This window comes from Aquabacterium sp., from assembly GCF_021768455.1.
Lineage (GTDB): Bacteria > Pseudomonadota > Gammaproteobacteria > Burkholderiales > Burkholderiaceae_C > Aquabacterium.
Window position 1 is genome coordinate 1 of the sequence record NZ_JAIZVX010000091.1, and the last position, 18,055, is coordinate 18,055.

An 18,055-nucleotide genomic window follows, 5' to 3' on the forward strand; every position below is an offset into this window, starting at 1 on the left:
CGGGCTTTGACGACATGGATGACGACATCCCGTTTTAAGACTGACCTTCGTCTTTCTGGCAAACAAAAAGCCCCGAGTGCCTGTCACTTGGGGCTTTTTTTCTCCCGCGCTGCCATGGCTGCCTCCTGGCCGCCAACCTTCGCCCACCCGGCGGGAACGAACCCTCGAATCAATGAACCCGCAGTACCTCAAACGTCTGGCGGGTCGCCCCACCCTGCACCCACACGTCATCTCCCTCGCATTTGCCCAGCATGGCCTTGGCCAAAGGGGCTTGGGTGCTGAGAACCTGAACGGACTGAGCGCCATCGTCCACCTTCATGCTGCCCCCATCCGGACCGAGAAAGAAGGCGTGTGTCCTGTCGTCGGCGTCGATCAACCAGACCAGTGAACCCAGCTGGATGCCTGTGCTGGCGTGGCGGGGTCGAGGCGTGAACTGACGCCAGGAGGTCATCGCCTGACGGATGGCGTCAGCCCGACGAGCGTGGCCGGTGGCCAGGTACGCCGCCTCGAGCCCCAAGGTGTCGTATTTGTTTTCGGCGATGTTCTCTTCGTGTGTCGCCGACTCATGCGCCGCGCGAGCGGCCTCCTCGGCCTGCGCCAAGTCTTCGGCAAGCCGCGCCAACACCTGCTGCTGCAACCAGGATTTGTCCATGATGAAAGATCGGCATCTCGATGCGTTGGCCCACCAGCCAGAAAAAAAGCCCTGAGCGTTTCCGCCAAGGGCTTGATTTCATTGGGTTTTCTTGGCGCGTCCGGCTGGGATCGAACCAGCAACCCCTGCCTTCGGAGCGCTGGCTTCGCGGCAATCAGCGAACACACGCAAACGTCAAACCATCGATTTCTACTGGGTAAAGTCGATGTTGATGTTCGCCGACGACCGCTGACGTCCGCATAAAATATTACTACTTTATTACTGCGACACGCCTGCTGTACTGTGGCCAGCCCCAATCTGAAGACCGTCGAAGGACGCAAGAAGCTCCCCCCAAAAAGAGAGCCGTACAGCCACAAGATCCGCGTCGGCTGCTACATCACCTTCCGCAAAACATCCGATGAGGGCCAAGGCTCTTGGGGGGCCCGGTTCCAGTTCGATGGAACCACGCGGCTGGTGAAAACAAGCTTTGGCTCACTTGACGGCACTCCGGGGGCTCGCCGCTATGACGTCGCTCTAGAAGCCGCAGAAGCGTGGTTCAAACAAGTCCGGACAAACGACGGGCCGGTGATTGCCAAGACCGTCAAGATGGTGTGCGAGCAATACGTGCAACACCTCAGGCTGAAGCGCGGAAACGGACCAGCCGATGAAACGCATGCCCGTTTTCAAAGGCGCGTTTACGGCCACCCGCTCGCCAACGTGTACATGGCAAAGCTCACACGCAGAGCCATCGAAACATGGCGGCACAGCTTGGCCAATACCGCCGTGATGATCACGCCTTACACAAATAAGGAAAACACTCGCCCGCGTGCACCATCGTCGCTGAATCGAGACATGGCCACCCTGCGAGCGGCGCTCAACTTCGCGAAGATCAACGGCGACATCGACACCGATGCCGCGTGGCTCGGTGCCTTGCAAAATGCGCCAAACGCAAGCAAATCTCGTGGTCTCTACCTTGACCCTGCACAGCGCAACAAGCTGATCGAGCATGCAGACGAAGAAATCCAACCATTCCTGACCGCACTCTGCCTGCTACCGCTGCGCCCTGGCGCCGTGGCCCACCTGACGGTGGCCAACTTCGATCCCGCCTTGAGCTTGCTAACCATCGGCAAAGACAAGGCTGGGCAAGGCCGACGCATCATGCTGCCCAAAAGTACCGCGCAATTTCTGGCCACCAACTGCAGTGACAGCGAACCGTCTGCCCCCATCTTCAAAAGGGCGAACGGCAAGGCATGGCGCAACGACAGCTGGAAAGTGCCGATCAAAGCCGCCTTCATCGCAGCGGGGCTACCGAAGGAAGGGGTGGCCTACACGCTGCGCCACAGCGTCATCAGCGATCTGTGCAGGCGGTTGGATCTGGCGACGGTGGCCCATGTCAGCGGCACCTCGATCGAAATGATCCAGAAGCACTACTCGCACCTCCAGCAAGACCGCGCGCAGGAAGCCCTCGCCATGCTTACATTGCCAGGACAAGCTCCGGCAGATAACGGTGAGGCGCTGACGAGAGAGCAGACTAAAGATCCGAAACGGGAAAACGGGGAAAGCTCCCAGCGCCCGCATGCGATTGAATGCACCTGAGCGGCGAACAACAACCAACTGAGCACCGCTTGACCCAATCCACGTTTTACGTGTCGCGATTCCATTCCTCACGACAAACCGAAATTCAACCCATGAGCTCACACCAAGCACTGGACACCACCCAATAGACCTCCACCGCCCACACGGCGCTTCTGTGGACTATCGATGACCTACTGACCATCCTGTCCATCGGACGCACGATGCTGGTGGATCTGCGCAAAGACCCTGACTTCCCGGCACCACTCCAGTTGGGGCGCGGGCGACGTTGTTCCCGGTGGTGTGCAGAAAGCATCAAACGTTGGGTAGCGAAGCGCGCCGCAGAAGCCGAAGCTGGGAAGCGGCAGCACTGAGATAGAGGCAAGAATGAACAATTCAGAATTCCTGCGTGTAGAGCCCCTGTCCGCCAAAAGCAAGGGCAAAGGCATCATCAGCAAAGCAGCCCGGCACAACAAACGAGAAATTCAGGCTGAACTCGGCGCGGGCAGTCACATCGACACCGAACGCATGCACCTCAACTACAACCTTCACGGCCCTCGCTCTGCTGCCGAAGTTGCCGAACGTGCCAGTGAACGCATGAAAGTGATGGGCATTACGCCAAGAGCCAACGCCGTCCTGGGCCTGGAAGCTGTGTTCAGCCTCGCCAGGACCACCCAGATAGACCTGCGTGCCTATTTCACCGACTGCGTGCGATGGGCGGCCGACTACTTCGGGGGCTGGCAGAACATCCTTAGCGCCGATGTGCACCTAGACGAAGGGGCACCCCATTGCCATGTGCTCATATTGCCCATCTTGGAAGGCCGTCTTCGCGGCTAGGACGCCATGGGAGGGCGGCAACAACTCGCGCTCATGCACGGAGACTTCCACACCAAGGTTGGACACAAGCACGGCCTGACGCTTCGCCCTCGCCTCACACCGGGCAGCAAGCGCGCTCAGGCAGAAGCCGTTCTGAACCACATCAAGCAGCACGAACCAAGCATCCTGGCCAGCCCCGCATGGCAAGCCTATCGGGCCGTCATCGTGAATTCGCCGACGGACTTCGTTTTGCAATACGGCTTGACCGTGGTCGCGCCTGCCAAAAAACTGCGCAGTAGTACCGCCATCTTCACGTCTCCCTGCAAAGCCACCCCCAAAAAACACCACGAAGGCCGTTCGCTGATCGCCGAGCGAACACCAGCGCACCCAAGCGATGCACATAACCCCTATGACTCTGTAGAGGTTTCCTCACCAGCCAACTCGCGTCAGCGGCATCAAGCAGCCAAGCGCGCACTGGAAGGCGCTCAAGCGCAGAGCACGAGCAGGGAAACGAACGAAGATGACTGCACCCAGGCATCGCTCTTTGTACGCGAGCACTTCGATGATGGGTGGCGTTAACCTCGCCGAAGCCATCGCCCGGATGGGGCCGGGCATTCATAAACATAAAGGTTTTTGGGCAGTGGACAGGGCAGAGCTGAACGACAATCTGGCCCCTGCAAGCCCCAGCCAAACCAGGCAAAGGCCAGAGAGATCACACTGGATTTTTGACAGCATGCCCCTGACCCTGCAACAGCTCGAACGCCACCTGTTCAAGGCCGCTGACATCCTGCGCGGCAAGATGGACGCCTCGGAGTTCAAGGAATACATCTTCGGCATGCTGCTCCTCAAGCGCTGCTCCGATGTCTTCGAGCAGCGCAAGGCCCAGGTGATCGCACAGGAAATGGCGGCAGGCAAATCAAAGGCGGATGCGGAGTTCAGCGCCGAGCTGCGCCGGTGGTACGGACAGTCGTTCTACGTCCCCCACACATCCAGCTGGGACTTTTTGGTCAACGAGGCCCACCAGGACATCGGCGGCCACCTCAACCGGGCTCTAGGCGGCCTGGAAAGCAACAACGCCAGCTTGGCCGAAGTGCTTGAACACATCGACTTCAGCCGCAAGGTGGGGCAAAGCAAGATCCCGGACATCAAACTGCGCCAGCTCATCACCCACTTCAGTCAGCACCGCCTTCGCAACGAAGATTTCGAGTTCCCAGACCTTCTGGGCGCCGCCTACGAGTACCTGATCGGAGAATTCGCTGACTCGGCTGGCAAAAAGGGAGGCGAGTTCTACACGCCCCGCTCCGTGGTCCGCATGATGGTGCGACTGATCAAGCCCGAGCAGCATCACAGCATCTATGACCCCTGTGTGGGCTCAGGCGGCATGTTGATCATGGCCAAGGAGTACATCGACGAGCACGGCGGCGACGGCACCAAGGCCGATCTGTGCGGCCAGGAGGCCAACGGCACGGTCTGGTCCATCGCACGCATGAACATGCTCTTGCATGGCATCAGCAGCGCCGACCTTCGCAACGAAGACACCTTGGCCGAACCCCAGCACGTGGAAAACGGCGAGCTGATGCGTTTCGACCGCATCTTGGCCAACCCACCCTTTTCCATCAACTGGGGCACGAGCGACCTGGACCGCAACGGCGAGTCTGTCTGGCGCCCCCAGTTCCGCGCTGAGCGCTATGCCTATGGCGAGGTCCCGCTGGGCAGCAAAAAGGCCGATCTGATGTTCCTGCAGCACATGGTGGCGGTGCTTCGTGACGGTGGGCAACTCGCCACGGTGCTGCCGCATGGCGTGCTGTTTCGAGGTGGAGAAGAGCGCACCATTCGGGGCGGAATGATCGAGCACGACCTGCTGGAGGCTGTCATCGGCCTGCCCGCCAACCTGTTTTATGGCACGGGCATCCCTGCTTGCGTGCTGGTGATGCGCAAGCGCAAAGGCCAGCGCAGCGGCAAGCCGCCCGAGCGCCAGGGCAAGGTGCTCTTCATCAACGCCGACCGCGAATACTTCGAAGGCCGCGCCCAGAACCTCCTGCTGCCAGAGCACATCGAAAAGATCGCCGACACGTTCGACGCCTTTGCCGAAGTGCCCGGCTTCTCTGCTGTGGTCAGCAACGCCACGCTGCGAGAGAACGACTACAACCTGAACATCCGCCGCTACGCGGACAACGCTCCGCCCCCAGAGCCGCATGACGTGCGCGCCCACCTGCAAGGTGGTGTGCCAAAGACCGAGGTGCAGGCCAAGGCCGCTCTGTTCAATGCACAGGGCCTGGACCCGATGGCGCTGTTTTTAGAACGGGATGCGGCCTACTTAGACTTCAACCATGAGCTGAGCAGTCGCCAAGCCATCAAGCCCGCCATCGAAGCCAACCCGGGCCTGCTGGCACGCGAGCAAGCGGTGCGTGACGCCTTTGCAGCCTGGTGGCAAGCCCACAGCCCGCGCATCACGGCGCTGGCGGGCGCCACCAGCCTGGTGGGCTTGCGCCATGACTTGCTACAAAGCTTCAGCGAAGCGCTGGAACCCGTTGGCCTGCTCAGCCGCTTTCAGGTGCGCGGCATCGTGGCGGGCTTCTGGTTCGATGCCAAGTACGAGTTCATGACCCTGATGGCACGCGGCGCCAAGGGTGTGGTGGATGCCTGGCGCACCAGCGTCCTCACCACGCTGGACGACGAGCAGCACAAGGGCAACCCGCTGGACCACAAGCTGGTGAAGTGCCTGATGGCCGACTTCATCCAGACCCTGGCTGACCTGGACGCCCGCAAGACGGAGCTGGACAGCCAGATCAAGGCGGCCACGCCTGACAAGCGCGCTGATGAAGCCGAGGGCGACGAAAGCGATGCCGCCGAAACAGGTGACGACGCGCCCGCGGTGGATGAAGCCCAGCTCAAGGCGTGGAAGCAGCAACTGGCTGCGCTGAAGAAGCAGATCAAGGCCGAGCAGAAGGGCTTTGTGCAGCGCTTGAATGAGGCGGTGGATGCGCTGGATGAAGCCGGTGCGGCCGACCTGCTGTTGACGGTGATCCAGCGGGACGTGGCGGTGATTCTGGAGCGCTATGTGGCCGCGCAGCGGCAGCAGGTGGTGCTGGCGTTTGAGGGATGGTGGGACAAGTACCGAGTGACGCTGACAGATGTTGAGCGCGCGCGAAGTGCGTCGAATGCATTGCTTCAGCGATTTATGGAGGGCCTCGGCTATGGGCGCTGAGACCAGCCATTCCACGTATCTCAAAGCCCTACCCTGCGATTGGGAGATCGCACGCATTTCGGACGTGGCAAAAGTAGTGGGTGGAGGCACGCCCAGCCGGGATATTGCAGCCTATTGGCACGGCGTCATCCCATGGGTAACGCCAAGCGAAGTCAGCCGAGAAGAATCAATCTTCCTTGCTGCCACTCGCGAATACATCAGCTCGGCTGGCCTGGCTAGCAGCGGGGCAACTTTGTTGCCGATCGGCGCACTGATGATCACCACGCGAGCAACTCTTGGCGCACGCGCAATCAGTGCCGCTCCGATGACCACGAACCAAGGATTCAAGTCCCTCGTGTTCGCGGATCCTAGCGATGCGCCGTTCTATTTTTATGTCGCCGACAAGCTGAAGCCTGAGCTCAAGCGGCGAGCGTCTGGCACAACATTTTTGGAGGTCTCAGGCAGCGAAATCGCCGATATCCGTGTGCCGGTTCCCCCTAGAGCAGAGCGCACGCAGATTGCTCAAGTCCTCGACACCCTCGACACCACCATCCGCAATACCGAGGCCATCATCGCCAAGCTCAAGCTGGTGAAGCAAGGCCTGCTTCACGACCTGCTGACCCGAGGCATCGACGCCAACGGTGAACTGCGCCCACCGCAGAGCGAGGCGCCGCATCTCTACAAGGCGTCGCCGTTGGGGTGGATTCCGGTGGAATGGAACGTGGTGGAGACTGCGCATAGGTGCTCACTGATCACCAAGGGCACAACGCCTGTAAGCAACCAAATGTGGCAAGGCGAGGAAGGCGTTCGCTTTCTCCGAGTCGATAACCTCAGCTTCGATGGTCAGCTGAATTTCATTGCGAGCAACTTCCGTATCTCAACGGTGACCCATGAGAGCGAACTTATGCGGTCACAGTGTTTGCCTGGTGACGTGCTGACCAACATCGTCGGGCCACCACTTGGGAAGTTGGGACTCATCTCAGAAGAGTCAGGCCCCATCAACATCAATCAAGCCATCGCGCTCTTTCGGCCAACGTCCGATTTGCTGTCAAATTTCTTGCTCACATGGCTTGGTAGCACCCTTTCCCAAGTCTGGCTGCGCCAACGAGCCAAGCAGACATCTGGTCAGGTAAATTTGACACTCGCCCTTTGCCAAGAACTGCCAATCCCTGACATGACGCTGATCGAGCAGCGAGCCATCGTTGAACGAGTCGCCTCTTCACAGGCTCGAATTGACGTTGAGGCATCGACATTGCATAAATTGGCGCAACTGAAATCCGGTCTCATGGACGACCTCCTTACCGGCCGTGTCCGCGTCACCCCCTTGCTCGCCCAGGCCCCAGCCACCCAGCCATGAGCACGCCCACCTTGCCCCCACGCGAATCGCTCACGGTCGAGTTCAAGAGCGACCGCGCACGCTTGCATGACACGGCTTTGGTCGAAGCCCTGATCTGCCTGGCCAATGCCGAAGGCGGCGAGCTGTGGCTGGGGGTGGAAGACGACGGCACGCCCACTGGCCTGCACCCCGAGCACCTGCAGCTCAGCGGTCTGGCTGGCATGGTGGCGGCCCGCACCTCGCCTTCGCTGGCCGTGGTGGTCACGCCCGTCCAGGCGGGCGGCTGCCACCTGGCCCACATCGCGGTCCCAAAGGCGCAAGGCGAAGTGGCAACCACCAGCGGCGTGTACCTTCGCCGCCGCATCAAACCCGATGGCCAGCCCGAGTGCGTGGGCATGCTGCCGCACGAGCGCGCCAGCCGCGTCAGCAGCTTTGGCTTGGTCGATGCCTCGGCCCAGATCGTGGCCGGTGCCACCTTGGCCGATCTGGACCCGCTGGAGCGCGAACGGCTGCGCCAGTGCGTGCAGCAGTACGGCGGCGACCGCGTGCTGTTAGAGCTGGACGACGAAGCCCTCGATGGCGCCCTGGGCCTCACCGCCCGCCTACCCAATGGCGCTGGCCGCGCACCCACCCTCACCGGCTTGCTGCTCGTGGGGAAAGAAGCTGCCTTGCGCGAATTGCTGCCCACACACGAGTTCGCCTTCCAGGTGCTGGCGCGTGAAGCCGTGGGCTTCAACGAGTTCCGCCGCTTCCCGCTGCTCAAGGCGCTCGACTGGCTGGAAACCAACTTCCGCCCCTACAACCACGAGCGCGAGATCCAGGTGGGCCTGTTCCGCGTGCCCGTGCCCAAGGTGGACATGGGCGCCTTCCGTGAGGCGGTGGCCAATGCCTTGGTGCACCGCGATTACCACCGCCTGGCCGCGGTGCATGTGCGACTAGACGACGAGGGCCTGACCATCAGCAACCCCGGCGGCCTGGTCGATGGCGTGACCCTGGCCAACTTGCTCACCACTGAGCCCCGCCCACGCAACCGCACCCTGGCCGATGCCATGAAGCGTGTGGGCATGGTCGAGCGCTCAGGCCGAGGCGTGGACAAAATCTACCGGGGCATGCTGCGCTTTGGTCGCCCAGAGCCCGACTACCGCCGCACCGATGTGCACAGCGTGGTGCTCAAGCTGGCCACGGTCGATGCCGACGAGGCTTTCCTGAAGCTGGTGATCGAACAAGAAAGCAAGCGCGGCCAAGAGCTGCCCATCGACAGCCTGATCGCCCTGGCCGCCCTGCGCGAGCTCAAGCGGCTGAGCACCGAAGAGCTGGCCACCCACATCCAGCGCGAAGCCGCCCAGGCCAAGCGCACCCTGGAGGCCTTGGTAGAAATGGGGCTGGTGCAGGCCCATGGCAACGCCCGGGGGCGCACCTACACCCTGGCAGCAGGGGTGTACCAGGCTGATGGCGACAAGGCGGCCTATACCCGCCAGGTGGGCTTCAGTGCCCTGCAGCACGAACAGTTGGTACTGAGTTATGTGAAGCAGCATGGGCGGATTGCCCGGGCAGACGTGGCCGACCTGTGCCGCCTGTCTCCAGACCAGTCTGCCAAGTTGCTCAAAAGGCTCAAAGAACAAGGCTTGCTGCAACAGCACGGAGAACGCCGTTGGGCCACTTACACGCTGGCCAATGATGCATCTCTATGAGCTTTGATGAACCTCTATGAGCCGCTATGAGCCTGAATCGGTGGCCGCTGCCCATATCATCTCAATGAAATCAATGACTTAACTACCGGGCTGGGAGGCCTATGGGCTGGGAATTGGATGAAGTCGAGCGGCCCCTGGTCGAGCAGCTGGTCAGCCAGGGCTGGCAACACATTGCCGGCACGCTGGACGCCCCCGCCCGGACCGAGCGCACCGCGTTCTCCGAGGTGGTGCAAGAAGCTGTCCTGCGGCGCCAACTCCATGCCCTGAACCTGCACGACGGGCAGCCCTGGCTGGACGCCGAGCGCCTGAGCCAGGCCGTGGCCGCGCTCACCCGCATCCCGGCACACAAGCTGATGGAGGCCAACCGCGCCGCCACCGAGCTGCTGCTGGACGGCATCACCGTGGAAGGCCTGCCTGGCTGGGACGGTGGGCGCAGCCAGACCATCCATTTCATCGACTGGGTGCACCCCGAGCGCAACACCTTCACAGTGGTCAACCAGTACCGAGTGGATTGCCCGCCAGGCTTCAACCGAGGCAAGGCCTTCATCGTGCCAGACCTCGTGCTGCTGGTGAACGGCATCCCCTTGGTGGTGATCGAATGCAAAAGCCCCTCCGTGCCAGAGCCCCTGACCGAGGCCGTGGACCAACTGCGCCGCTATAGCAACCAGCGCAAGGCCAGCGGCGAGGTCGCTGACAACGAAGGCAACGAGCCCCTGTTCCACACCACGCAGTTACTGGTGGCCACGAGCTTCGATGAGGCCCGTGTGGGTGCGGTGGGCGCGGCCTTCAAGCACTACGCGGCCTGGAAGACGGTCGCCCCTCTGACCGAGGACGCTGTGGCGCAAGACCTGGGGAGAGCCAAGCTATCTGAGCAAGAGCGTCTGGTAGCGGGCCTGCTAACCCCGAGCCACCTGCTGGATGTGGTTCGCCACTTCACCTTGTTCATGAACGCTGATGGGGCCACGGTAAAGGCTGTATGCCGCTACCAGCAATACCGGGCCGTGAGCCGGGCCATCGGGCGCCTGCGCACAGGAAAAACCCGCTTGCAAGATGGCGAGCACGATCGCCGTGGCGGCATCGTGTGGCACACCCAAGGCTCAGGCAAGAGCCTGACCATGGTGTTCCTGATCCGCAAGCTGCGCACCGACCCCGTGCTGCGTCGCTTCAAGGTGGTCGTCGTGACCGACCGTACCGATCTGGAGCAGCAGTTGTCTGAAACCGCCGTGCTGACCGGTGAAAGCGTGGAGCGAGCCACCACGGCCGAAAAGCTAAAGGCCATGCTGCGCATCAAAGGCCCTGGTCTGGTGTTCGGCATGATCCAGAAGCAACGGACGGGCGATGCCATAGGCGAGGCAGGCCTGAAGACCGCCGATCTGCCCCAGCGAGGGGGACCCATCAGAACAGGAGAGCCTGCCCCCACCGAGGTCCTGAACGAAGACGACACCATCCTTGTGCTGGTAGACGAGGCACACCGCGGCCAATCGGGTGACCTCCACGCAGCACTGCAAGTGGGGCTGCCCAACTGCGCTCGCATCGGCTTCACAGGCACTCCGATCCTGATGGGCGACAAAAAGCGCACGCATGAGGTGTTCGGCGAGTTCATCGACCGCTACACCATCCGCGAGGCCGAGGCAGACGGGGCCATTGTCCCGATCCTCTATGAGGGCAGGACGGCCCAGGGCGCGATCAAAGACGACGCCAACCTTGACGAGCTCTTTGAGGACCTCTTCCGCGAGCACACCCCAGAAGAGCTGGAAGCCATCAGAAAGAAGTACGCCACAAAAGGCCAGATCTTTGAGGCCCCCGACCTGATCCGCGACAAGGCTCGCGACATGCTGCGTCACTACGTGACGCACATCTTGCCCAACGGCTTCAAGGCTCAAGTGGTGGCCTACAGCCGCCTGGCTGTGATTCGGTACCTCGATGCCCTCCAGAACGCCAGAGACGCCCTGCTGACTGAAGCCGAGGCTCTGAGTGCCGAAGACAAAGCCATGGGCGACGAAGCGCTGTGCCTGCGCCCAGCCGCCGTGCAAGCACAAGTGCAGGCCTGGCGACATGTCGACACACTGAGGGCCATTGAGTTTGCGCCAGTGATTTCGGGCGGCAACAACGACGCCCCCGCTTGGAAGCCCTGGACAGACAGTGCGACTCACGAGCGCAACATCAAGCGCTTCAAGAAGCCCCTACTCGACGCCAACGCAAACAAGACAGATCCGCTGGCCTTCCTGATCGTCAAATCCATGTTGCTCACTGGCTTTGATGCCCCCATTGAAGGCGTGATGTACCTGGATCGCCCGATCCGGGAAGCCGAGTTGCTGCAAACCATTGCGCGGGTGAACCGCACAGGGCATGGCAAAAAATTCGGCATCGTGGTCGACTACTACGGACTTGCCCACCACCTCAAGCAAGCCTTGAGCGTCTACGCTGATGAGGACATCGACGGCACCCTGCAAAGCCTGAGCGATGAAGTCCCAGTGCTGCGTGACCGTCACCTGAGGGTGGTCGACATTTTCCGCAGCCGAGGCGTGGACTCACTGGCAGACACCGAAGCCTGTGTCGAGCTGCTGAGCAACGAGCGCCTACGGGCTGAATTTGGCGTGAAGCTCAAGGGATTCTTGAGCCTGCTGGATGTGGTGCTGCCTCGACCAGAGGGCCTGCCCTTCGCCGCGGACGCGAAGCTGTTGGCCTTCATCTATGCACGCGCCCGCAACCGCTACCGAGACACCCAAGCCCTGGGCAAGGACGTGGGCGCCAAGGTACGCAAGCTCATCGACGACCATGTGATTTCGATGGGCGTGAACCCAAAGATCCCACCCGTCTCGCTCACTGACGCCGACTTCGGCGCCCAGGTATCAAGAGAGCCCAACGACCGAGCCAAAGCCTCCGAGATGGAGCACGCCATACGCGCCCACATTCGCGAGCACATAGACCAAGACCCCGTGGCGTATCGCAAGCTCAGCGAACGACTGAAGGCTCTGCTCGACAAGCTGGGCGAGCAATGGGATGAGCTCGTGAGCGCCCTCACCTTGCTGGCCCAAGACATCCGACAAGGGCATGCCGCCCCCGATGACCGACTGCCTGATCTACCTGAGCACTACGCTCCTTTCTTCCGCTTGATCGTAGACACGGCAGTAGGTGATGGCTCACTCAGCGACGCAGAGCGCGAGAAGCTGGTCGCGCTGACTGTTGAAGTGGTGGACACTATCGTGGCAGAAGTGGTGCCGAACCTTTGGCGCCCCAATCGCCAGCCAGCCCAAGATGCGCTTGCCACCCTCATCTTCGAGCGCCTGATGGCCTCGCGCCTACTGCCTGCGCCAGAACTCGATGCACTGGTTGACAAGCTGATGGCATTGGCTCGCGCCAACCATGAACGCCTGCTACACGCATGAGCACCCTGACGATTGATGACCTGACCTTCGACGTGAGGCGCAGCCACACCAGGCGCACGCTGGGCATCACAGTGGGGCGTGCAGGTGAGCTGATCGTCTCCGCACCGCCAGGCGTGCCAGAGACGCAACTCAAGGACTTCTTGGCGCGCAAACAAGCCTGGGTCTACACCCAGCTTGCCAAAAAAGAGGCGCTACAGCACGTGGTGCCCCGCAAGCAATTTGTGGACGGCGAAGGCTTCACCTACTTGGGCAGGAGCCACCGACTGCGCCTCGTGGAGGCCACGGAAACAGGCGTCAAGCTGATTGCAGGCCGATTCCTGATGCCCAAGGCACTGGCCGATCAGGGCGAAGCCCATATGGTCCGCTGGTACAGCGAACGCGCCCGATCCTGGCTGGAAGGCAAGGTCAGCGCTTACACAAACCGCATGGAGGTCGCGCCAGCCGGATTGACCGTACAGGACCTGGGCTACCGTTGGGGCTCTTGCGGGAAGGGCGGCAGGCTCTACTTCCACTGGAAAACCATCTTGCTGCCGGCCCGTATCGCAGAGTACGTGGTGGTGCACGAACTGGCACACATCCATGAGCAACACCACACACCGGAATTCTGGCAACGCGTAGAGCGGGCGATGCCGGACTACGCTCGCCGGAAAACGTGGCTGGCTGAACACGGCATGACCGTTGAAGGGCTTGGCTGAGCCTGTCCCGCCAGGGCGCTGCTGAGCGGCCTTATTACTACTTTATTACTCCGCCCAAGAAAAAAGCCCTGAGCGTTTCCGCCAAGGGCTTGATTTCATTGGGTTTTCTTGGCGCGTCCGGCTGGGATCGAACCAGCAACCCCTGCCTTCGGAGGGCAGTACTCTATCCATTGAGCTACGGACGCAACACGTGGGATTCTAGCAGCCGCCTCGGGCTCTGCTGGCGGTGGCGCATGGGCTACACCTATAATCCCCAGTTACCGTCCGGTCTTGTGTCGTGCATGGTGCCCCCATCACCCCGCCCGAGCCCGTTCGCTGGGTCATCCAGCCTCGATCAACCTGCGCCTCCTGAAACCCCATGAGCCAAGCGCCCCACAACCAAGAAGCCGGCCACGAAGGCCCCGTCAAGACCACGCAGCAGCTCGTCGCTGCGGTGGCCGCCGCGTTCATCGTGCCGGTTACCGTGATCGCCTTGCTGGTGAACTACGTGGCCGCTGGCAGCAAAGGCTCGTCGGGCAGCGACGCGCTCAGCGCCCAGGCCACGGCCCAGCGCATCATGCCTGTGGGCACGGTGGAGATCAAAGTGGCCTCGGCCAACGCCGGCCCGCGCACGGGTGAAGAAGTCTTCAAGGCCCAGTGCACGAACTGCCACGGCGCCGGCATGCTCGGCGCGCCCAAGTTTGGCGACGCCGCCGCCTGGGGCCCGCGTCTGGGCCAGGGCCTGGACAAGCTGCTGGAGCACGCGCTCAAGGGCTTCAACGCCATGCCCGCCCAAGGTGGCGGCGATTACAGCGATTACGAAGTGGCCCGCGGCCTGGTCTACATGGCCAATGGCAGCGGCGGCAAGCTGAGCGAGCCCGCCGCCCCGGCAGGTGCCGCGAGCGCCGCATCGGCCCCCTGAGCGGCATCGCGCTCAACCCCAGATCAAACCGGCCCATGTGGCCGGTTTTTTCATGGGCGCTGCGTCAATGGTGCTGGCTGCAACAGGTAGCCGAAGCGCTCCGGCAGCGCGCTGAACGGCGCATCTTCTGGCACCCAGGTACCGGCTTCGACCAGGTCGGCCGCGGCATCCATGTCCAGCGAGTGCACGATGCCCAGGCCGTGCTCGGTGTCGAGGAAGAGGCGACCGAGCTCGTCCAGCCAGGCCGAGCGCACGGTGTGCACGCGCAGACCCGTGTGGGTGTCGACCACGTGCCGGCCTTCCCCCAGTTCGGTGGCGCGGCGCACGCGCAGCACCCAGGGCGCAGCCTCCAGCTGCAGGTAGACACGCTGCGGGCCGTTCTGAAAGAACCAGGCGCCACGGTCGTCGTGGGACAGGTTGCGCTCGATGAAGGCCTTGAGCTTGTCGTGGTTGACCCGGCTGCCTTTCACCTCGGGGAAGGGGCCGCTGGCCTGGATGCGGTCGTCGCGCATGTACCAGTCTCCCCGGGCGTCGAGTGCCAGCCAGCCGTAGCAGTCGGGCACGTTGGGCCACTTGGCCATCGCGGCCTTGACGATGTCGTCCATGGACGGGTCCTTCTTCAGCAGTGTTGGGTCAGCCATCTGCCGACGGCCAGAGGCAGGTCGGCCACATGGCCCGGGAATCGGCCGGCCGGGAAGCCCACGTGCCCGCCCTCGCGGGGTTGCCACAGCGTCACGGCCGGGCCCACCTCGCCCTGGGTGGGCAGGCAGGCGGCGGGGATGAAGGGGTCGTTGCGGGCGTTGAGCACCAGGGCCGGCACATGGCGCATGGCGCGCAGGCCCGGCTTGGCCGAACAGCGGGCCCAGTAGTCTTCGGTGTTGGCAAAGCCGTGGATGGGGGCCGTGACGACGTTGTCGTAATCGAAGAGGTCGCGCGCAGCCATCAGGGTGGCCTTGTCAAAAAGGCCTGGGTGCTGGGCCAGCTTGGCCAGGGCCTTGGGCTTCATGGTGCCCAGGAACATGCGCGTGTAGACCGCACGGTTGAAGCCACGGCCGATGGCGTGCCCGGCCGCCGCCAGGTCGATGGGCGAGGAGATGGCCACCACGGCCCGGGCCACGGCACTGGCGGCTTCGCCCTGCTCCTGGGCCCACCGCAACAGCGCGTTGCCCCCCATGGAGATGCCGACCACCAGCAGGGGCCCGGCGTGGGCGGCCCGGAAGCGACGCAGGATCCAGTCGATCTCTTCGTGGTCGCCCGAATGGTAGGCGCGCGGGGCCAGGTTCAGCTCGCCCGAACAGCCGCGGAAGTGCGGCACGGCGTAGTCCCAGCCCCGGGCATGGGCCCAGTGGGCGAAGGCGCGGGCGTAATGGCTTTGCGAAGAACCTTCGAGGCCATGGAAGAGCACCAGCAGGGGGCGCAGGGCCGGCGCGGAGGGGGCTGCGGCCAGGTGGTCGACGTCGATGAAGTCGCCATCTGGGGCCGTCCAGCGTTCGCGGCGATAGGCCACAGGCTGGCGACCCGGCTCCGGGCGGGTGCGGCTGTAGAGCGCAGGCCAGATGGTCTGCACATTGCCGGCCACCGGGCCATGGCCCGCCAGCCAGCGAGGGGCGCGGTACTGCAACATGCGGTCGGGCTCCATCAAGGCCAAGGACCCGGTCAAGGCGCCGGGCATTCAGTGCAGTGTGGCACGCGGCTCGACGATGTCGGGCAGCTCCTGCGGCAGGCCCGGGCTGGCATGGTGCACGACCATGCGCCAGCCCTCGGCCGTGCGCACGTAGACGTTGGTGGCCATGACATAGGCCGTCTGCATGCCCTGCGGGGTCATGGCCTGGATGTGCTCGGCCACATGGTGCACGGCAAACCCGGGCTGCTCCATGCGCCGCACGTGCTGCACGGTCACGTGCACCGAGCCCCCGGTCAGCACGGCTTCGAAAGCGGCGCGCACGGCAATCGGCCCCACGGCACGGGGCCCGCCCGGGTGCACGCAGGCGATCTCGTCGTCATCGGCCCAGACCGACATCATCTTCTCGAGGTCGCCCGTCTGCAGGGCTTCGTAGAAGCTGGCCTCGGTGTCGTCGGCGGTGGCCATGAGCACGGCCTGGGAGACTTTGCGGGCGCGGGGGTCGTTCATGGCGGGCCTGACTGGGGTGGGCTTGACGTCTTACTTGAAGACCACCGTCTTGTGGCCGTTCATCAGCACGCGGTGCTCGGTGTGCCACTTGACGGCACGGGCCAGCACCACGCACTCGACGTCGCGGCCCACGGCGGTGAAGTCTTCGGGGCTGAGGGTGTGGTCCACGCGCTCGACGTCCTGCTCGATGATCGGGCCTTCGTCCAGGTCGGCGGTGACGTAGTGGGCGGTGGCGCCGATGAGCTTCACGCCACGGTCGTGCGCCTGGTAGTAAGGCTTGGCGCCCTTGAAGCTGGGCAGGAAGCTGTGGTGGATGTTGATGGCCCGGCCCTTGAGGAAGGCGCAGAAGGCGGGGCTGAGGATCTGCATGTAGCGTGCGAGCACCACGAGGTCGATGCGTTCGGCCTCGACCAGGGCTTCGACCTGGGCTTCCTGGGCGCGCTTGACTTCGGCACTGGCGCCCGTGGGCAGGGGCAGGTGGTGGAAGGGGATGCCGTAGCTGGCGGCCAGTTCGGCGTAGTCCGGGTGGTTGGAGACGATGGCCGGGATGTCGATGTCCAGCCAGCCCGAGCGCCAGCGGAAGAGCAGGTCGTTGAGGCAATGGCCGTGCTTGCTGGCCATGATCAGCACGCGGGGCTTGGCGGCCAGGGCGTGGATGTGGGCATCCATCTTGAACTGCGCCAGCGTGTGGCTGAAGAAGTTGCGCAGGGTGGCGACGTCGGCCAGGTTGTCGGGGGCGGAAAAGTGCACCCGCATGAAGAAGAGGCCCGTGGCGTCCTCGCTCTGCACGTCACCGAACTGCTGGGAGTCGATGATGTTGCAGCCGGCCTGGTAGAGCAGGCCCGAGACAGCGTGGACGATGCCCTTGGTGTCCTGGCAGGACAGGGTGAGTACAAATTCGTGCGGCTTCTTCATGATGGGGCCGATTGTAGAAGGCCGGGGGCACGGCTCTGTGAATCTTCCTAGAATGGGCCTTCCCCACGCAGCCCGAGGCACCATGCCCCCATCGTCTGAAGCAGTCAGGCCTCCGCCCTCGCCCGAGGCCCTGGCCCGACAGGACTCGCTGGCCACCTTGCTGTCCCGTACCGCGCTGGGCGACCGCGTGGCATTCGACACGCTTTACCGACAGACCAGTGCGCATCTGCTCGGCGTGGTGCTGCGTATCCAGAAGGACCGGGCTCAGGCCGAAGACGTGCTGCAAGAGGTGTACGTCAACGTCTGGCGCTCGGCGCAGAGCTTCAACCCCGCCCTGAGCCAGCCTTCCACCTGGCTGGGCAGCATCGCCCGCAACCGGGCGATCGACAGCCTGCGCCGCCGCCAGTCGGAGCCCTCCACCATCAGCCGTTACCAGGCCGGCCCTGACGACGACACCGAGACCGACATGCTGGACAAGCTCCCCTCCGAAGATCCCGGCCCTCTGGACCTGCTGCTGCAGGCCAGTGAAGCACGCGCCCTGAAGGACTGCATGCAGGGGCTGAGCACCGAGCAGCAGCGCAGCCTGGCCATGGCCTATTACCAGGGCCTCACGCACAGCGAGGTGGCCGAGCAGCTGAACCAGCCGCTGGGCACGGTGAAAAGCTGGGTGCGCCGAGGACTGCAAGGCCTGAAATCCTGTCTGGAGCGGGCCTCGCTGGCCCTGGGCTGAGATGGACTACAGCCGCCCCCAACTGGCCGAGCGCCTGGCCGCCGAATACGTGCTGGGCACC

General features: G+C 63.2%; 15 protein-coding genes and 1 tRNA gene. 10 read left to right on the forward strand and 6 right to left on the reverse strand.

From position 1 onward, the window contains the following. Window positions 1-169: 169 nt before the first annotated feature. Window positions 170-652 carry a GreA/GreB family elongation factor gene (locus QZ994_RS12610; RefSeq protein ID WP_290871936.1) on the reverse strand — a complete coding sequence of 161 codons (483 nt, stop codon included), beginning with the start codon at window positions 650-652 and terminating at the stop codon, window positions 170-172. A gap of 282 nt (window positions 653-934) precedes the next feature. On the opposite strand from QZ994_RS12610, the gene QZ994_RS12615 reads away from it, so the two are divergent. The 8 genes from QZ994_RS12615 (at window position 935) to QZ994_RS12650 (ending at window position 13,317) form a co-directional block, all read left to right on the forward strand. Next, window positions 935-2,227, forward strand: a complete 1,293-nt coding sequence (locus QZ994_RS12615) for an integrase (RefSeq protein ID WP_290871939.1) — start codon at window positions 935-937, stop codon at window positions 2,225-2,227. Between the two features lie 363 nt (window positions 2,228-2,590). Further along, window positions 2,591-3,040 (forward strand): plasmid recombination protein, encoded by a 450-nt coding sequence (locus QZ994_RS12620; protein WP_290871942.1) that lies wholly within the window; start codon window positions 2,591-2,593, stop codon window positions 3,038-3,040. Between the two features lie 33 nt (window positions 3,041-3,073). After that, the gene (locus QZ994_RS12625; protein ID WP_290871945.1) at window positions 3,074-3,598 is read left to right on the forward strand and encodes a hypothetical protein; all 525 of its coding nucleotides are present in this window, start codon (window positions 3,074-3,076) and stop codon (window positions 3,596-3,598) included. Window positions 3,599-3,752: 154 nt separating this feature from the next. Next, window positions 3,753-6,227: an N-6 DNA methylase gene (locus QZ994_RS12630; RefSeq protein ID WP_290871947.1), complete on the forward strand. Its 2,475-nt coding sequence runs from the start codon at window positions 3,753-3,755 to the stop codon at window positions 6,225-6,227. Beyond that, window positions 6,217-7,563: a restriction endonuclease subunit S gene (locus tag QZ994_RS12635; protein WP_290871949.1), complete on the forward strand. Its 1,347-nt coding sequence runs from the start codon at window positions 6,217-6,219 to the stop codon at window positions 7,561-7,563. Before QZ994_RS12630 ends, QZ994_RS12635 begins: the two co-directional genes overlap by 11 nt. Beyond that, window positions 7,560-9,233, forward strand: a complete 1,674-nt coding sequence (locus QZ994_RS12640; protein ID WP_290871951.1) for a crosslink repair DNA glycosylase YcaQ family protein — start codon at window positions 7,560-7,562, stop codon at window positions 9,231-9,233. The genes QZ994_RS12635 and QZ994_RS12640 overlap by 4 nt, the downstream gene beginning before the upstream one ends. A 101-nt stretch (window positions 9,234-9,334) precedes the next feature. Beyond that, complete coding sequence (locus tag QZ994_RS12645) at window positions 9,335-12,622, forward strand: type I restriction endonuclease subunit R (RefSeq protein WP_290871954.1); 3,288 nt, start codon at window positions 9,335-9,337, stop codon at window positions 12,620-12,622. Continuing rightward, entirely contained in the window at window positions 12,619-13,317 is a 699-nt protein-coding gene (locus QZ994_RS12650; RefSeq protein WP_290871955.1) for a M48 family metallopeptidase, read from the forward strand. Before QZ994_RS12645 ends, QZ994_RS12650 begins: the two co-directional genes overlap by 4 nt. Window positions 13,318-13,426: 109 nt before the next feature. Here the strand turns inward: QZ994_RS12650 and QZ994_RS12655 are convergent. Further along, window positions 13,427-13,502: transfer RNA gene (locus QZ994_RS12655), tRNA-Arg, on the reverse strand. Between the two features lie 173 nt (window positions 13,503-13,675). Here QZ994_RS12655 and QZ994_RS12660 point away from each other — a divergent pair. Beyond that, window positions 13,676-14,218, forward strand: coding sequence for a c-type cytochrome (locus tag QZ994_RS12660; protein WP_290871957.1), 543 nt, complete (start codon window positions 13,676-13,678; stop codon window positions 14,216-14,218). 50 nt (window positions 14,219-14,268) lie between these two features. Here the strand turns inward: QZ994_RS12660 and QZ994_RS12665 are convergent, their stop codons facing one another. From QZ994_RS12665 to purU, 4 genes are read right to left on the reverse strand one after another with little or no spacing between them, the layout of a single operon-like run. Beyond that, the gene (locus QZ994_RS12665) at window positions 14,269-14,823 is read right to left on the reverse strand and encodes a DUF2946 family protein (RefSeq protein WP_290871959.1); all 555 of its coding nucleotides are present in this window, start codon (window positions 14,821-14,823) and stop codon (window positions 14,269-14,271) included. 14 nt (window positions 14,824-14,837) lie between these two features. Next, window positions 14,838-15,842: an alpha/beta fold hydrolase gene (locus tag QZ994_RS12670; RefSeq protein WP_290871971.1), complete on the reverse strand. Its 1,005-nt coding sequence runs from the start codon at window positions 15,840-15,842 to the stop codon at window positions 14,838-14,840. Window positions 15,843-15,890: 48 nt separating this feature from the next. Continuing rightward, window positions 15,891-16,349 carry an SgcJ/EcaC family oxidoreductase gene (locus tag QZ994_RS12675; protein ID WP_290871962.1) on the reverse strand — a complete coding sequence of 153 codons (459 nt, stop codon included), beginning with the start codon at window positions 16,347-16,349 and terminating at the stop codon, window positions 15,891-15,893. 30 nt (window positions 16,350-16,379) lie between these two features. Next, window positions 16,380-17,264, reverse strand: a complete 885-nt coding sequence (purU, locus tag QZ994_RS12680) for a formyltetrahydrofolate deformylase (RefSeq protein ID WP_290871965.1) — start codon at window positions 17,262-17,264, stop codon at window positions 16,380-16,382. A gap of 82 nt (window positions 17,265-17,346) precedes the next feature. Between purU and QZ994_RS12685 the strand changes: the two genes are divergently transcribed. Beyond that, window positions 17,347-17,994 carry a sigma-70 family RNA polymerase sigma factor gene (locus QZ994_RS12685; protein ID WP_290871968.1) on the forward strand — a complete coding sequence of 216 codons (648 nt, stop codon included), beginning with the start codon at window positions 17,347-17,349 and terminating at the stop codon, window positions 17,992-17,994. Window positions 17,995-18,055 lie beyond the last annotated feature (61 nt).

Coding starts and splice junctions, on each gene's coding strand:
- QZ994_RS12610 (WP_290871936.1), bottom strand. CDS start 652: ATGGACAAATCCTGGTTGCAGCAGCAGGTGTTGGCGCGGCTTGCCGAA.
- QZ994_RS12620 (WP_290871942.1), top strand. CDS start 2,591: ATGAACAATTCAGAATTCCTGCGTGTAGAGCCCCTGTCCGCCAAAAGC.
- QZ994_RS12625 (WP_290871945.1), top strand. CDS start 3,074: ATGCACGGAGACTTCCACACCAAGGTTGGACACAAGCACGGCCTGACG.
- QZ994_RS12630 (WP_290871947.1), top strand. CDS start 3,753: ATGCCCCTGACCCTGCAACAGCTCGAACGCCACCTGTTCAAGGCCGCT.
- QZ994_RS12635 (WP_290871949.1), top strand. CDS start 6,217: ATGGGCGCTGAGACCAGCCATTCCACGTATCTCAAAGCCCTACCCTGC.
- QZ994_RS12640 (WP_290871951.1), top strand. CDS start 7,560: ATGAGCACGCCCACCTTGCCCCCACGCGAATCGCTCACGGTCGAGTTC.
- QZ994_RS12645 (WP_290871954.1), top strand. CDS start 9,335: ATGGGCTGGGAATTGGATGAAGTCGAGCGGCCCCTGGTCGAGCAGCTG.
- QZ994_RS12650 (WP_290871955.1), top strand. CDS start 12,619: ATGAGCACCCTGACGATTGATGACCTGACCTTCGACGTGAGGCGCAGC.
- QZ994_RS12660 (WP_290871957.1), top strand. CDS start 13,676: ATGAGCCAAGCGCCCCACAACCAAGAAGCCGGCCACGAAGGCCCCGTC.
- QZ994_RS12665 (WP_290871959.1), bottom strand. CDS start 14,823: ATGGACGACATCGTCAAGGCCGCGATGGCCAAGTGGCCCAACGTGCCC.
- QZ994_RS12670 (WP_290871971.1), bottom strand. CDS start 15,842: ATGTTGCAGTACCGCGCCCCTCGCTGGCTGGCGGGCCATGGCCCGGTG.
- QZ994_RS12675 (WP_290871962.1), bottom strand. CDS start 16,349: ATGAACGACCCCCGCGCCCGCAAAGTCTCCCAGGCCGTGCTCATGGCC.
- purU (WP_290871965.1), bottom strand. CDS start 17,264: ATGAAGAAGCCGCACGAATTTGTACTCACCCTGTCCTGCCAGGACACC.
- QZ994_RS12685 (WP_290871968.1), top strand. CDS start 17,347: ATGCCCCCATCGTCTGAAGCAGTCAGGCCTCCGCCCTCGCCCGAGGCC.